General features: G+C 46.7%; 5 protein-coding genes. All 5 read left to right on the top strand.

Features of this window, described 5'->3' with window-relative positions; all coding sequences use genetic code 11:
- The first annotated feature begins 10 nt into the window (after nucleotides 1-10).
- The 5 genes from DEAC_RS10630 (at nucleotide 11) to DEAC_RS10610 (ending at nucleotide 17,350) form a co-directional block, all read left to right on the top strand.
- Nucleotides 11-1,867: a TIGR03960 family B12-binding radical SAM protein gene (locus tag DEAC_RS10630; protein WP_047810020.1), complete on the top strand. Its 1,857-nt coding sequence runs from the start codon at nucleotides 11-13 to the stop codon at nucleotides 1,865-1,867.
- Between the two features lie 5 nt (nucleotides 1,868-1,872).
- On the top strand, nucleotides 1,873-2,574 hold the full coding sequence (locus DEAC_RS10625; RefSeq protein ID WP_047810070.1) for a TIGR03936 family radical SAM-associated protein: 702 nt from the start codon (nucleotides 1,873-1,875) through the stop codon (nucleotides 2,572-2,574).
- Nucleotides 2,575-3,298: 724 nt separating this feature from the next.
- The gene (locus DEAC_RS10620) at nucleotides 3,299-4,585 is read left to right on the top strand and encodes an Rne/Rng family ribonuclease (RefSeq protein WP_047810019.1); all 1,287 of its coding nucleotides are present in this window, start codon (nucleotides 3,299-3,301) and stop codon (nucleotides 4,583-4,585) included.
- Between the two features lie 717 nt (nucleotides 4,586-5,302).
- Nucleotides 5,303-14,794, top strand: coding sequence for a DUF4073 domain-containing protein (locus DEAC_RS10615; protein WP_047810018.1), 9,492 nt, complete (start codon nucleotides 5,303-5,305; stop codon nucleotides 14,792-14,794).
- Nucleotides 14,795-15,022: 228 nt separating this feature from the next.
- Nucleotides 15,023-17,350 (top strand): cell wall-binding repeat-containing protein, encoded by a 2,328-nt coding sequence (locus DEAC_RS10610; protein ID WP_047810017.1) that lies wholly within the window; start codon nucleotides 15,023-15,025, stop codon nucleotides 17,348-17,350.
- Nucleotides 17,351-17,388: the final 38 nt, after the last annotated feature.

The raw sequence follows: 17,388 nt of genomic DNA, 5'->3' as shown, positions 1-17,388 counted from the left end.
CACTAAAATCATGAGTGAACTTACTGCGGCGGAGCTTCGCCGGCAGGTAGAAATGTTTTTGCCTAAAGTTTTGAAACCAAGCCGTTACCTGGGTTCGGAATGGAACGCGATAAAAAAGGACTGGGATAAAACAGAGGTGCACATGGCTTTTGCTTTCCCGGATGTCTATGAAGTAGGAATGTCCCATCTGGGAACTAAGATTCTTTACCATTTGGTAAATTCGTTTCCGGAGTTTCTCTGTGAAAGGGTTTTTGCTCCCTGGGTGGATATGGAGGAAATGCTGCGGCAAAAGAAGCTTCCTCTTTATACCCTCGAATCCTTTCAGCCGCTGCAAGCCTTTGATGTTATCGGCTTTACACTGCAGTATGAAATGAGTTTTACCAACATTCTTAATATGCTTGATTTAGCAGGTATTCCTCTGCGCTGTGAAGAACGTAAAGAGGAGGATCCCTGGATTATTGCCGGGGGACCGTGTGCTTTTAATCCTGAACCTCTGGTCGGATTTGTTGATTTCTTTTTACTGGGTGAAAGCGAAGAGCAATTGCCGGAAGTGCTGCGTCTGATTGCTGAGCAGAAGAAACACCCTCTGCCGCGCCGGGAGTTTTTGCTGCGAGTGGCCCAAGTCCAAGGGGTTTATGTTCCGGATTTCTACCATGTATCCTATAAGCCGGACGGACGGATTGAGGAGATTAAGGCGGAGCCCGGTGTTCCGGCTGTCGTAGAAAAGGCCATCGTGGAAGACTTCGACAAAGCCTTTTTCCCGACGAAACCTATTGTCCCTTATATGGAAATTGTTCATGACAGGATGATGCTGGAAGTCATGCGCGGTTGTTCCCGGGGCTGTCGTTTCTGTCAAGCGGGCATGATTTATCGGCCTGTACGGGAGAGATCGACAGAAACTCTCCTTAAACAGACGGAGGAACTGGTACGCTCCACAGGGTATGATGAAATTGCTTTGACGTCACTTTCCAGTGGAGATTATACCTGTATTCAGCCGACGATTCAGTCCATTATGGAAAAGCATAGCTGTGAAGGAGTGGGGGTTTCCCTGCCTTCTCTGAGAGTTGACTCTTTTGATGTGGATCTCGCTGAGTCCATCCAAAAAAGCCGCAAATCAGGTTTGACGTTTGCTCCGGAAGCCGGATCTCAGCGTTTGCGCAATGTGATTAACAAAGGCGTTACCGAGGAAAACCTGCTGGCCGCCGTAGAGGCTGCTTTCCAAAAAGGCTGGTCCAACATTAAGCTTTACTTTATGATGGGACTGCCTACGGAAACCCAGGAAGACATTGACGGGATTGCAGATTTGGCTAAAAAAGTAGCTAATCTGGGAACTCAGAATGGGCGTCGCAATGTGAATGTGACGGTTTCGACCAGTATTTTTGTTCCTAAAGCGCATACCCCTTTTCAGTGGGAACCTCAGGAGTCACATCTTTCCGTTAAGCTGAAACAGAAATATCTTAAAGAGAAACTTAGGGATCGGCGCATAAAATATAATTACCATGACATGGAGACCAGCTATATGGAAGCCGTTTTTGCCAAGGGAGACCGGCGCTTAGCTCCGCTTTTGGAATGGGCGTACAAACATGGCTGCCGTTTTGATGGTTGGTCTGAACATTTTGACCAAGAGACTTGGATGGAAGGATTTAAGGAACTGGACATCGATCCTAAGTTTTATGCCAACAGGGCTATGGATTATGATGATATCCTGCCTTGGGACCATTTAGAAAGTGGTGTAACGAAACAATTCTTGGTTGAAGAGCATCATCGGGCGCTGCAGGAAGCGAGAACCATTGATTGTCGGTATGATGTCTGCACTGGGTGTGGTATTTGCCCGGGCAGAGGAGTTCAGATTGATTTGAAAGGGTGAGTGCCATGCGGCTAAGAATCGCCTATACCAAAAAAGAAGATGCTAAGTTTATTGCTCATCTCGATTTAACTCGGGTCTTTGAGCGGGCAATTCGGCGGGCAGGGATTAGAATGGTTTATACAGAAGGTTTTAATCCCCGGCCCAAAATCTCCTTCGGTTTTGCTTTAGCGGTGGGAACAGAAGGGGAACGGGAATATGTGGATATTGATCTGGAACGGGGACTGGAGCTGGGAGATGTCTTAGGACGTATTCAGGAACAATTGCCTTCGGGAATCCGGCTTCTGGAAGGCCAAGTTCTGACGACGGGAGCCAAACCGTTGATGGCTGTTTTGAATGCGGCGAGTTACCGGATGCGTGTTCCTATGGCTCTGCCGATTCAGGAGGATCGACTCCAAGAAGGGCTGCAGGCCTGGCTGGCTCGGGAGCATGTGACGTTTTCCCGCTATTCGAAGAAGGGACCGACCGATAAGGATATTCGGCCTTGGGTGAAGAGTTTAACGGGGAATATTCAGGGTGATGAGGTTGTCTTTGAATTGGAAGTTGAGATGGGGAACGCGGGCAGCGTTCGGCCGGAGGAAGTTCTGGGCAGTCTCCGGGAGTTGGAGAATTTGCCGCTTGATTTGGATAATTTGCGGGTTAAGAGGACGGGTGTGCATGTGAGTTATCAGGGGCAGAAGAGTTCGCCGTTTGAGTTGCTCGCTGAGTAGTGGGCTGTGTTGCGGGTCCTGCTGGGGAGCGAGTGGCGCGTCACCTTGTTCAGCCATGCGTGAGCCGGCCAAACTAGGGCTTTAAATTCTTGATGGAAGAGGGCAGGGTTCCCGGCCTATGCGTCATCCTTGACGCAAGGCCGGCGGGAAACGTCCTGTTTCCCGCCCTGCCGGATGCATGAGAATTTAAAGCCGAGTTTGGCGAGCGGCTCCCGCAGAGGTTTCACGCCGGTGATCGCGCCCCTCGCTCTGAAGCTTGGGCGCGCAACGTTTGGGTATTCCTATTGGGGCTCGCTGAGTAGTGGGCTGTGTTGCGGGTCCTGCTGGGGAGCGAGTGGCGCGTCACCTTGTTCAACCATGCGTGAGCCGGCCAAACTAGGGCTTTAAATTCTTGATGGAAGAGGGCAGGGTGCCCGGCCTATGCGACGTCCTGTCGCAAGGCCGGCGGGAAACGTCCTGTTTCCCGCCCTGCTGTATGCAAGCGAATTTAAAGCCGAGTTTTTGGCAAGCGGCTCCCGCAAAGGTTTCACGCCGGTGATCGCGCCCCTCGCTGTAGCTCGGATGGCGACCTGGCATTCTTGCTTGTATTCCTATTAGAGACGCTGGGGGCAGAATTAGCTTAGAACTTGCGCTTACAAGAGGGAGCCTCTTTGATAGAGTGGCCCACGAGATCATGACGGTGAGCGTTGTAACGCAAGTTTTCTTGGGGAGGTGTAATCAATCTATGAAACTTGAAAGCTCGGGGGGCTGTAAGAAGGAACTGGTTCTTCAAAGTGAACAATTAACGAAATCTAAATCTCAAAGGATTCGGGCGGCTGTGTTTGAGCATGGTGAATTGATGGATGTCTTTGAGGATGAGGGTGATTCTTCCCATTTGGTGGGGAATATTTACCGGGGGCGGGTGGAGAATGTTTTGCCCGGGATGCAGGCGGCTTTTGTTGATGTTGGCTTGGAGAAGAATGCTTTTCTCTATGTTGGTGATGCTATTCCTTCCCCTTCTCGTTTTGAGGATGAGGAAAAGGGTTCTTCGGTGATTAAAGAGCGGATTGAGAACATCGTAAAGCCTCGTCAGGAACTTTTGCTTCAGATTACTAAAGAACCTGTGGGCACGAAGGGGGCCCGGATTAGTGTTAACTTGACGCTGCCGGGGAGGTATGTTGTTCTTCTTCCTCAGGTGAGTTATGTCGGGGTGTCGCGGAAGATTACCGATGCGCAGGAACGGGCAAGGTTGAAGGATTTGGCGGAGAAGGTCAAACCTGAAGGAATGGGTGTGATTGTTCGCACCTTGGCAGTAGGAATTGATGGTGAGGATATTGCTGAAGATATTGGTCATCTGGTGACGGCTTGGCAGGCTCTGGAACATAAAATTCCCCATGTCTCTGTCCCGGGATTAGTACATAAGGATGTTGATCTGGTTTCACGTTTAGTTCGGGATTGGATTGATCAGGATGTGGAGAAGATTACCGTCGATCAGGAGGAAACGGCTGAGATCTTGCGTCAGGCTTTGCGGGAAATAGAACATCCGGCTGCCAAGCGGATCTTTGTTATGCCGGGTGAGAACTTGTTTGTCCGTTACGGGGTTGACGATGAAATCCGTAAGGCCCTGCGTTCGAAAGTATGGTTAAAAAGCGGCGGATATTTAATCATTCAGCAAACAGAGGCCTTAAGTGTTATCGATGTGAATACAGGAAAATATGTCGGGCAGCGTTCTCTGGAGGAGACTGTCGTTCATACCAACCTGGAAGCGGCTCGGGAGATTGCCCGGCAGCTGCGGCTGAGAAATCTGGGCGGAATTATTATTATTGACTTTATTGATATGGAAGCGAAAGAAAATCAGCAGCAGGTGATTGAAGCCTTAGAAGCGGCTTGTGCCATAGATAAAACAAAGTCTCAGGTTTTAGGACTGACTCAGCTTGGCTTGGTGGAAATGACCCGCAAGAAGGTCGGTCAGACCTTAGCCGTGCGCTATACGGCGCCCTGTCCAACTTGTGACGGAAGCGGAAGGGTATGAAACAAAATAAGTATAAAATTTGGGAAAAAGCCTTTGCTAAAATAGCAGGGCTTTTTTGTTGCTCAGGAAAGCATATGAATGGCGAACTATGAATACATTCAATTTAAGGCGATCTCGCTCCACAATACCAGTGAAGCGAGATCGCCTTTCGCTATTTGAACCCACTTTTGATTTTTAATGTTAAGTTTCTACACATCCCCTTGATTTAACGATTAGGTGAACAAATTGGAGACTCAAATGAGAGGCCTAACAAATTTTGGTACAGGCCTTGAAACCATTAAAGTCTGTAAGTTTATAGCTGCTGTGATCTTTTTCGGGATTCGGCAATAAACGATACTGATTCGTAGAACATGTCGAATATACTACTAAATTAGAAAATTAACATTAAACATTGGTTATTAGCAATTATATTCATAAAATATGCTAAGATAATTGTGGAATATGTTGAAATGCAAAAATAATGTAGATATTACAAGACATAAATTAAAATTAATAGTACGTTTATAGTTCATCTGTTAAATTGCAGGCAGGAATTTACAATATTAAAGGAGAAAATAACCATGTAGATTTGCCTCTGATTATTTACTTACAAGATTACAACATATCTTTATTCTTATTTGTTTTTTTGCTGAAAGGAGGGTAACGCGTTTATTCAATTTTTAGTATGGTGTCGAAAATCAGAAGGTAAATCTAAATTCAAAGAGAGGAGATGGTTTAGTGCACAAACCTAAACGAAAGCTGCTAAGTGTTGGTTTAGCTGTTTGGTTTACCTTAGCTAATGCAATATCACCATTAATGGCAGCAGCGGCACCAGTAACTCAGTCTGCTTCAGGTCCCCCCAGCATCTATGGTCTCGACCAATATGAAACAGCGGCCAAGATTGCCGAGAATGGGTGGACAGGAACTTCGGACTGCGCTATTTTAGCTGCCGGCATGTCCAGAAATCTTATGGATGCCTTAGCCGCGGGACCATTAGCAGCGAAACTTAATGCTCCAATTTTGTTAACGGAAGGCAATGCCTTAAATAAAAATGCCTTAGAGGAACTAAATCGCCTGAAAGTCAAGAAAGTCTATATTACCAGCGGTTTAGCGGTTATTCAACAAAGTGTCATTGACGCAGTTAAGTCTGTGCCGACTGTTACCGACGTCGTATCCCTAGGCGGTTATGATGCTTCAGAGACCTCCGTGAATATTGCCAAAGAAATGGCAAATCAAGGAGTGAAAATAGGGAAAGTAGTTTTAACAGGCGGAGCAGGTTCAGATGCATTGTCAATTGCACCTATTGCGGGTGCTCAAGGTATGCCGATTCTTTACACCAGCGGTGCTTCCTTGTCGAGCTATGTCTCAGACTATTTAAATGGAATAAAGGGTAATCTTTCGAAAACTTATGTAATCGGAGGAACAGCAGTAATCAATGATGCTGTGAAAGCTCAAATTCCAGGAACAGTCGAACGGTACTCCGGACAGACGCAATATGACACAAATATTGATGTCCTGAAAAACTTTACAGGAGCAGGCAAGAACAAATATACCTATGTAGCCAATGGTGATACTCTGGTCGATGCTTTGGCAGGCGCGCCCTTAGCTGTTAAAAACGATTCTGTGATTCTTTTAACCGGCAAAACATTGCCGGAAGCAAGCAAAAACTATGCCTTGGCTAACCTGTCATCCAACGTTATTGGCCTGGGAGGAAAAGCAGTTGTTCCTGCTAATGTTTTGGAGGAGCTTGCACCTTCTATAACATTAAGTCAAGACGGTTCAACTATTGGCTCAGAAGACCCTGCAAACATAGAGCAGCTGTCAGGTATCCTTAGAGTAACTGGGAACAAGGCAACTGTTAAAAATGTCAAGACTGATTACAGTATTTACGTCCAAGGCGACAATGTCAGCCTGACTAATGTAACAGTTAATGGAACAATTTTCTTAGATCCCGGAGACAATGGCAGCGCAACCTTAAAAAACGTCAAGGCTGCGAACATCGTAGTTTTATCTGGCGGCGAGCACAGTATAAACTTGGTGGACGTCATCGCAGAATTATTAAGTAACCAGAGCAACAGTCCCAATGTGCATATTGTAGCCTCCGGAGGTACTAATATCACACGGACTGAATCCTCAGCATCAGCAAGTTTTGAAGCTTCGGACGGTTCCTTTGGTATGATTAGAATTACGTATTCGTCTCAATCACCCGGAGCTGCTCCCGTCGTCGAGTTAATCGGGACCTTTACAGATGCTATCGAGGTAGGGGGCGGAGTAACAGTCACTGCAGCAGCGGGCGCTAAGATAGCTAACCTTGAGGTAGTGACAGACAATCCGGAAGAGACGGTGACACTGAAAGGCAACTTTGACGCTGTTACGGTAAATACCAAAGCAAATGTTGTCCTGGGCAGCAATAGCAGCGTGAAAAACATGGTTACTAAGGATACTGCCAAAATCACAGTTCCTCCAACCTCATCTATTACGCATTTTGATCCGGGAACGACCGGTTCCACGACAACCGGAGGCGGAAATGTAGGCACAACCGGAGGCGGTGGAGGCGGTGGCGGCGGAGGCGGAGGATCATCTGCAGTTGTACTGAACAGCATTGCCGTTACCACTCCTCCCGCAAAGCTGACCTACACCGTAGGTGAACCACTGGATCTCACAGGTTTGGTTGTTACGGGAACATACAGTGACGGTGCCCAGCGACAGATAGCTGTTACTGCGGCCAATGTCACGGGTTTTGACAGTTCTGCCCCGGCAGCAAACCAGGTTCTGACGATCACGGTTAATGGGAAAACAACCACCTTTAAGATTACGATTAACCCGGCCCCAGCCGAGTTACAAAGCATAGCCATCACCAGTCCGGCCGCGAAGCTGACTTATAATGTCGGAGAAGACCTGGACCTCACAGGTTTAGTTGTGACCGGGACTTATAGTGACGGCACACAGAAACAGGAACCCATCACTGCGGCGAATGTTTCTGGATTTGACAGCAGCAGGGCTGTTGATAGTCAAACACTCACGATTACGGTTAATGGGAAGACGACTTCCTACACGATTAAAATTGTGGCCTTACCACCAGTGCTTACGGGCATACGGATCGACCATCTGCCTACTAAGACAACTTACATTGTAGGTGATGATTTTGATATCAGAGGTTTAGTTGTTACGGGACTTTACAATAATGGTACGGAAAGCCAAATAGATGTTACATCGGATAACATTACTGGTTTTAACAGTACCACAGCCGGTGCAATTACCTTAACGGTCACCATAAATGGCTGCACGGCTAATTTTGATGTAACAATTAAATCGGCCCCGCCAGCAGCCCCAAGTTCTATTTCCGCAACTCCAGTCAGCGGAACATCAATTAATATCCACTGGAGTGCCTCGGAGGGCGCCGAGGGTTACAGACTATATCGTGATGATAATCCTAATCCAATTCAGGATAACATCCCGAGTACTACCACGGGATATACCGATACCGGTTTGGATTATCAAAGCACACACAGTTATTATGTGGTTGCCTATAATGCGGAAGGCAATTCGTTGAATTCCGGTTTGGCTACTGCTACGACATTTGCCGAAGGCGCTTTGATCGTCAGCGGTATCACTGATGGAGCGGTGATCAATCATGAAGTCACCGTTACAGCGATGTGTGATAATCAACCGATTACGATTAAGGAAACAGGTGTCCCTGATGTAACTGGATCCGGTGTGGCCTCTAAGACGATTGCGAGTGAAGGGGTACATGCTCTGACCATAACTTCAGGAACACAATCGGTTAATCTCTCCTTTACTATTAACAAAACCTCTCCAGTAGTACAAATAAACGGCGTAACCGACAACAGTATAATTCAAAATTCAGGAGTGTCCTTGAGCGTTACGTACAGCGGAATATCTCTGCCCGCTGCAGCAAGTGCAAGTGTGTTGTTAGACGGCAATCCTTTCGACATCAGCCAAGCGATTACACAACCCGGACAACATACTGTGACAGCATCGGTGCAAGATGCTGCAGGAAATATCGGGTCGGCGACCGTACGCTTTACGATCGATTGGGACACTACTTCTCCGGATATTACGATTGCCGGAGTAACAGATGGTGCTGCTCTGGAGAGCGCTAGTCCGGCGATCACCTTAAACGGCGGCAACAATCTTGCTAACTACACCTATACAGCCACCCTTACAGGACCCCAGGCACAGGGTGTTTATCATCAAGGTGATCCTATCCCTGTGTTGACAACAGAGGGCAAATATACCATTAGCATAGATGCCCTGAATCCCAGCTATGTGAGCGCTGCAAGCCACAAAACAATACAGTTTTGGATTGATAAAACTGCCCCAACGGTAACTGTAACAGGAGTTCAAGATGGAAAAAGCTATAATACCTCAGTGACTCCGGTTATCAACTTTACCGATACGGTAGCCAGTCAATCGCTTTTAAAAGCAAACGCTCAGACCGTTCTTACAAAGGATGGCACCACAGTTCCCTACGCGATTGGAGATGCGATATCCGGCGAAGGGGCATACACCCTCCAAGTCTCCACGACGGATGGAGCTTTTCATGTAGGAACTTCGCCGCTCATTAGGTTTGTCATTGATAAGACCCCGCCTGTAGTTACCGTTACTGGCATTACAGATGGGACTACTTACCGAGATGATGTCACGATGAAAGTGAACGCTTCTGAAGGTAACACGTCTCTAAAAATAAATAAAAACGATGAGATACCGTTACCGCCTAATGGCCAATATCCCTTTAGCGGCGCAGACAATGCTGTAACAGACTATACTGTTGTCATTACCGCAGCTGACTCAGCCGGCAACGTGACTACGAAACAGATCAGCTTCAGCATTGATAAACTTAAGGTAACGAATACCATAACGGGTGTCACTGAAGGTCAGTATCTCAACTATCTGCCAACAATCACTTTCTCTGCCTACGCTGGCGAGACCCTCCTAACCGATGCGACGACTGCCACATTGGATGGTAACAGTTTCAGCTCAGGCTCGGCTCCGACAAGGGACGGAGACCATATGCTGATCGTTACGACTCAATATCAAGGGCAGTCCTATTCCAGGACGATTCAGTTCACAGTCGATCGATCTGCACCAACCGTAACCTTAAGCGGCGTTGCCAAAGATGGTCAATCAGCTGACTTAAATGCACCCCTTTATGTTCGAGCGGGAAATACTGTCACCGTAACTGCAACAATTACGGATGCTAAATTGCAAAATCAGAGCTTCAGTATTGATTCACCGTCTGGATCCATAAGCGGGGACATTCCTTTGACCGCGAACGGGGATGGAACCTTCACAGGAACCTGGAGCGCGGGCGGCGGAGATTTGGACAACCTCGTGCTTAATATTACTGCCAAGGACAAAGCCGGGAATGTGCAGAAATCTGCCTGGGCACAACCAATCATCCTGGACAACACCCCACCGGATGTAAGCCTGATCACAAATCCTGCTGCACCCGATGGACAAAATGGATACTTCAAAGCAGCAAACTTAACAATTCAATTACAAGCTGCTGCCGGCGAAACCATTACGTATACTCTTAACCAAAACTCTCCAAAAACTAATAACTCAGGGACTGTCACGCTTAGCGGCAATCAGCTGCTTCAGGGACATAACAGACTAACCTATCAAGTTCAGGATCAAGCGGGGAATCTCAGCAGTCTAATGTCATTTGATTTTGACTACGATAGTGTAGTACCTTCTGCACCTGTGGTAACGTCGCCTGTGGCAGGAAGTACCGTCCGGACGGGAATTGTAAATATTACCGGAACGGTTTCCGCGGCTGCCGGAGATGCAAACCCCTTTGACACTACTGTTATTGTTCGCAAAGACGGTGTCGATTTGGCTGAAGGAACCGTTGCCCAAGACGGCACGTTCAGTGTCAACGGTGTTCCATTAACTGAAGGTCTAAATTCTTTGACACTTGTTACCGTAGATTATGCCGGTAATGAGAGTAGTCCGCAGGATTATACCCTGAAGCTGGACAGCACACCTCCTGTTCTTGCGGTAACTATAGTCGATGACACACATTACAGTGTCTCTGTTAATGAAGCTGTTAAGAGTTTAACTGCGACCTATAATGGAACAACTATTTCGGCCGGAAATATTACCGGTCCGGATGCTGCCGGAAATTATGTCATCACGACGCCTTCGCCGCAAGTTGGAGCAAATGGCTTATATCTAAGCGCTACTGATATGGCTGGAAATGTAGGGAATGGGGCTTTGACTTCCAACTATATTCCGCCCGCTGTGGCACAAAGCAATGTCCAAGTTAGTGAGAATGCTATGCTGGACATTCCTGCCAATGCCTTTAGTCAAACGGGAAGCACAACTGGAAGTGCAATCCAGATGACAGTACGTACAGGAACCTTTGCCGGGGATTCTACGTATAAATTGCTTGGCGGCTCCTTGTCTTTCAACTTCAGCGAAAAACCGATCAATCCTGTCACCCTGAAGATTTTAGTTGGAGTGGGATTAAAGGGCGTTACCCTCTTCCATATCAGTGAAGATGGAACAATCGGTGCGCCGATCGTAATTCACAGCACGACAAGCGGTGCTTTCGATCCTAACGCCATGGTGGTTGATGAAGGGTACTATCTGTCTGATACCGGCTATGTCTGGCTGAAGACGAAAAACTTCTCCGATTACCAGGCCGCTTTAGACGGCACACCGCCTGTAATTAACTTTACGAACACTAACACATTGATCCAGATCAATGCTGCTGCAAAACAAGCAGGAGAGATGAAGTTAGAAGGTACCGTCAGTGACCTCGATCCTGCTGCAACAATTACAAAGGTGGAAATTGACGGCGTTTCTCAACCGGATCTGGTGACTAACTATGTTCAAGGGAAATCCTTTAATATTCCCCTAAATCTGGCGGATGGACAGCACAAAGTAAAAATTACCGCTGAAGACAGTGCTGAAAACAGCACAACTCTCAGAAAAACCTTTAACGTGGATACTGCACCTCCGGTGTTTAGTTCAGTCTCGTTGAAAGGGTATGTTGCCAAAGATGGAGACATTTTTGTCACCAATACAGAAAAAGTTGTGCTTGATTTCAAACTCTCTGAGAATGCGGAAGTCTTTGTCAATGGCCAGTCTGTAGGTCAGAAGAATGGCAATACTTCGTTAACCCTCAATTTGCCTGGTGAAGGCAACAACAACTTTGTTATTGATGCCATTGATTCCTTCGGCAACGAAGCCAGCCAATCATTTATCGTTCGGAAAGATACCATATCTCCGAATTTGAATGTCGTTGGAGTTAGTGACGGAGGGGTCTATGCAAATGACTTGAGTATTGTTGTCACGTCCGATGAAAATCAAACTCCAGTGGTTAAGATTGACGGTGCGCTCCAGACGGCAAACAGTTCAAATGGCGCCTATACTTACAGTGCTGCCAATGAAGGACTGCATACTTTAACAGCATCTATTACGGATTTGGCCGGAAATACAACGACAAAAACCGTCACCTTCACCATGGACAGCAGCAGTCCCTTACTGAGTTTCAGTGCCGTCAGCAATGGTCAAACCTATACGGAAGATCAAAACGTGACCGTTACTGCTTCGAGTTCTCAACAGGTATTCTTAACCGAAACGGTAGACAACGTTGTAACAAATGCCTGGAATCTTGGCGCAGCCGGCGGCAGCGAAACTGCACACTGTAATCAAGATAGTCAGCATACCTATGCCTTTATTGCCATGGCTCTGAAAGTCACTTCAGATGGGGCAATTAAAATTGCCAATCAGTCTTTGACGTTCAGCATTGACAAGAAGGCTCCAGTTTTAACGTGTACCGTTGGAGCAAATCCGACAGAGTCGGATTCAATTCAAGTGCAAGGGACCTTGGATGAAACGGCGGATGTTGCAGTTTTTGTAAACGATGCTGCAGCGCCAATCGCAACATTGAGCGGGCAAACTGCCGGGAACTTTGTCCTTTCCAATATCCCCTTAAGTTTGGGCAATAACACAATAACGGTGAAGGCGACTGACAAGGCTAAATGGACCTCCACAGCAACACAAAGTGTAAAGAGAGTCGTTGACGTCAAAGGACTGAGTGCCACAAATGGACAGTTAACATTGACCTTCAGCGGCAATGGTTCAGCTTCTCTGACGAAAGCTGATTTCAGCCTCTCAGCTGCGCTGAATAATACTCCTTATACTCTGGGAAACTTGAATTATGCAAATGGCGTGTTCACGTTTACACCGGTAACAAAAACAGCTAAAGAGCAAAATTTAGTTCTCACCTTAAGTGCATCGCCAACGTCCACGAAAGTCGGCAGCATTCAGGGCTCTCCGATTACAATTTCTATTCCTGCCAATGGGGCACCTGCAGCGCCTAATGTCAGTGCTGATGATGCGAACAATGTCATTGTAGGTATTGACAGTACCATGGAGTACAGTCTCGATGGGGGGACAACTTATCTCAGGTATAGCTCGGTTACTCCTCCGAACCTCAGCGGGAATGTAACTGTACTGGTACGATTGGCAGCAACTGCCAACTTCCCGGCCAGTGCCGCTAAACCCTTAGTGTTTACCAAAAATCCTATTGTATTGGTAAGCATCAGCATTACAACACCGGCCACTAAGTTGGTTTACACCGTAGGTGACGCGCTGGATATTAACGGTTTAGTCGTGACTGGAAATTATAGTGACGGCAGTAAGAAGGTTATGAATGTAACAGCGGCGAATGTCTCAGGCTTTGACAGCTCAAGCCCTGTTGCCAGCCAAACTTTGACCATCACTATAGAGGGTAAAACCACAACCTATACAGTTCAAATCCAAGCGGCCCCAGTCGTTCTGAACAGCATCACCATCACTGCTCCTGCAACAAAGACGGTCTATTATGTCGGAGAACCCCTGGACATTTCCGGCTTAGTTGTGACAGGAAATTATAGTGACGGCAGTACTAAAACGGAAACCATCACCCTTCAGAATGTGACCGGTTTTGACAGCTCGGTTCCGGTTGCCAGCGAAACCTTGACCATTACTGTTGGCGGTAAAACGGCAACGTACACCATCACCGTTAAACCGGCTCCTGTTGCTGTCTTGGAAAGCATTTCCATTACTACACCGGCGACAAAACTTGTTTATAAAGTGGGAGAGAGCCTGGACATTTCAGGCCTTGTCGTCACAGGAACTTACAGCGACGGCAGCACGAAAGTTGAGCCGATAACAGTCAATAATGTCACAGGTTTTGACAGTACCACCCCGTCAGCCATTCAAACGTTGACGATCACGTATGACGGGAAAACCACAACCTATACGATTGTCATTAATGCTGCATCTTCAGCAGCAGAAGATCAATTGATTGATGATGTCATGAGCATGTATGCCAACCTGAGTGAAGCAGAGAAAGCTTCACTGAAGAGTGCCAGAAATGCCCTTAATGCCCTTCCGGTTACCGATCAGCGCTGGGACAGTGTAGTAAATCCTCTTCTTACGCCTCAGGTAACTGCTCGCTTTGCGGATGCAGGAACAGCTAAAACAGCGCTAATTCAGTTTGTGAAGGACATGAGCACGGTACAGTATTCAGATGACAGGGATACATTCGAGGCCAATCTCAATAAGTTTAAGTCTGAGAATCACGCAACATTCAGGGCTCTTTTCGGCAATGATTTCACGATGGACCAAGTTTACGGCTACTTGTTGGCAGCCAAGAATGAACTCCCTACGGTCATATCAAATTCAAGTACGAGTTTACTTGATCTAATCGGTGCCTCCAACACAGTGATTAAAGACCAAATGGTTGCCTGGACTAAGGAAGCAATGAGAGACGCTGCGAATAGTAACAGTCAATATTCAACCTTTGCTACGAAGCTTCCGGCACTTGGCTGGAATATTGATATGTTAGTACAAGCCCAACGTCAGCTCGGAACCATCATTGATCCATCTAACGCCGCTGAGAAAGCAGTCGTCCTGGCTGCCATCCGATCTCAAATTACTTGCACAATTCCAACTCAATTATCGGTTGGACAAAGTAAGGAGTTTGATATCAGTGTCAAAGGCGTCGATACAAGCTGGATTAACCTGGCGGGTCTGGTCGATTGGTACAGCAGTAATCCAGCTGCAGCTACCATAACAATCTCAACGTCCACCGGCAAACCACAGATCAATGCCATAAGTGCCGGAACGACAATTATTTCTGCCTATAAGCATGGAAGCACTCCAGGTAGCAGTAACGCCGTATTGTTCATAACGGTTCAGGTAAATTAATGAGCAAATGTCGTTAACGTTTTCAGTCTAATTCCTATTCTGAGTATAGTCGTAACAGAGAGTTGGATTTCCAACTCTCTGTTACTCGTTAAGAAAGAAAATGAACAATATGGAAAGTAACTAAAATTATGGGTTAAAATAGAGGAATATCCATATTCGGCGGCGAATTACATCTGGATTTCCTCAGAGTGACACTTAAGAAAAGAAGTAAAAAGAGGAGGACATAACTTGAAAAGAAGCACAAAACAACGATTGATAAAAGGATGTATCGCCACAGTTGTGGCTTTATCATCGACTCTATCCCCTTTAGCCGCCAACGCAGCGACCGCCAATGGTCCAAGTGCCGTTACAAGAATCGGCGGGGCCAACCAATACGAGACTGCAGCTTTGATTTCGCAAAAGGGTTGGACGGGTACCTGTGCGAGTGTCGTTCTCTCGACGGGACTGAAAAATAATCTTGTTGATGCTCTTGCTGCAGGACCCTTGGCCGCGAGCTTGAAAGCACCAATTCTTTTAACAGATAACGGGCAGCAATTAAATTCGTATGCTAAATCAGAATTACTCCGGTTAAAACCGCAAAACGTTTATATAACCAGTGGTTCTGCTGTCATAAAGCCCTCTGTCATTGAGGAAATTAAGGGTATGGGGATAACGCCCGTTCAACTGGGTGGAAACGATCAATATGAAACTTCGGTAAACATAGCTAAAGAAATAGCCCAGCAGGGGGTTCCCATTTCCCGAGTTATGGTCACTGCGGGTTGGTTAAGCCCGTCGGATGCCCTTTCCATAGCTTCTATTGCAGCGGCTCAGGGTATTCCGATTCTGACGACGACCCAGTCCCAACTTCCCGACTCGGTAAAAACGTATTTGGACAGTATTAAGACTAATGTTACAGAATCCGACGTAATCGGCGGTACTGCAGTAGTTTCTGATACGGTAGCCAACCAATTACCCGGTAAAGTAAACCGTTACTTTGGTCAAACGAAATATGATACCAACCTTCAGATTCTGAAAGATATGGCAGGGGACTACAGGAATAATAAGGTTTATGTCGCCAATGGTGAAACCTTGGTTGACGCTTTAGCCGGCGTTTCTCTGGCCGCGGCTGACCATGCACCTATCCTGCTGGTAAATAGTTCATTAGATAGTGGGACTAAGAATTTTGTGAAATCTATGATCTCCACTCAAGATATGGTTGTCTTAGGCGGAGAAGCAGTTGTCCCTTCAGCTGAGCTAAATTCTTTGAATTCGACAGTAGCGTATTCCACGGACAATGAGACGCTGGGTTCGAAAGATCCTGCAAAGCCCCAGGAGCTGACGGATAATATTCAAATAACAGGCAGCAATGTAACGCTGAGCAATGCCAAAGCCGACTACAGTATTTATGTCAAAGGAGATAATATCACTCTCAGCAACGTAAATGTTCAAGGAACTGTTTTCCTGGATCCTGGAGACAATGGCACAGCCGCTTTAGATGGTGTAACCGCTGCCAATATTGTTATTCTCTCCGGGGCTCAAAACAGCATTCTTCTAAAGAACACTTCTACAGAACGTCTCACAGTTGACAGCAGCAAAAATGTCCACGTCGAAGCTGCAGGAACTACGACTATCAATAATATTGTTGTCCGGTCTTCCGCCATTATAGAGGCGGACGGAGCAAATTTGGGTACGCTGGCTATTCAAAGCCCCCCAGACCAGAGCCCTGTCGTAGAACTGAGGGGGACTTTTACTCAGCCGGTAACAGTCTCTGGAGAAGTTAATCTTAAAGCAGCGTCGGACGCGGTGATACCTTCCGTCGTTATCAGTCCAGAGAATCCGAAGCAAACGGTGACTTTAGACGGCAGTTTTAAGAATGTTGAAATGACCACCCAAGGGAACGTGACTTTAGCAGCAAATTCCGCCGTTGAAACTATGAAGAGTTTGGCCAAGGCTGAGATTATAGTTCCCAGCACTGCAACGATAGGCAATTTGGACATCGGTTCCACCGGTTCCCTTGTTGGCGGCGGAGGAAAAGTTAATGGGCAGATAACACCGGTGACTCCTACTCCAGGCGAGATCACCACGACGCCGACATCAGGCGGGGGTGCAGCTCCGACAACAACATCAACAACACCAACACAGCCCACGCCCCCCACGGACTCAAACAAACTAACTGTGACATCTGTTTACGCTCTCGCAAGTGACAATGTGACCCGGCAAGTTACAAGTGATAATACCTTCGATTTTACTGGAACCAGCGATAGTGTTGTTTTTACGGGATTAAAAATTACTGCCAATCAATCGTCTCCTAAATTGGTCATTGAATCCATCCGCCTATCCAGCGGAGTGGAACTGCTTAACAGCAGTATCAGTGCAGCGATTGACAGCAGCGGGGTAGTCACAACGGGTGATTTGCTGGGAGGGTTAGGCAAGGGAGAAAATGGCTTATCTCTTAAGTCCTTAAGAAGTTTTCTTGGAACAGGAAATGTCGTCTTTAAAGGAAAGATAACGAAAGATGGCTATCAGGACAGTGACGAATTGACCTTCACGATTAAACTGGGAAACCATAAAAGTTAACCATATAATTTTACTTTAGAAGAATAATTATCCAATTA

The organism is Desulfosporosinus acididurans (assembly GCF_001029285.1).
Taxonomy (GTDB): Bacteria; Bacillota; Desulfitobacteriia; order Desulfitobacteriales; family Desulfitobacteriaceae; genus Desulfosporosinus; species Desulfosporosinus acididurans.
Note: the sequence above shows the minus strand (reverse complement) of the source record. Positions and strands in the feature narration are given on the sequence as shown.

What these genes read in the sequence shown, in the direction of transcription:
- DEAC_RS10625 (WP_047810070.1), top strand. Translation starts at nt 1,873, where the DNA reads ATGCGGCTAAGAATCGCCTATACCAAAAAAGAAGATGCTAAGTTTATT.
- DEAC_RS10620 (WP_047810019.1), top strand. Translation starts at nt 3,299, where the DNA reads ATGAAACTTGAAAGCTCGGGGGGCTGTAAGAAGGAACTGGTTCTTCAA.
- DEAC_RS10630 (WP_047810020.1), top strand. Translation starts at nt 11, where the DNA reads ATGAGTGAACTTACTGCGGCGGAGCTTCGCCGGCAGGTAGAAATGTTT.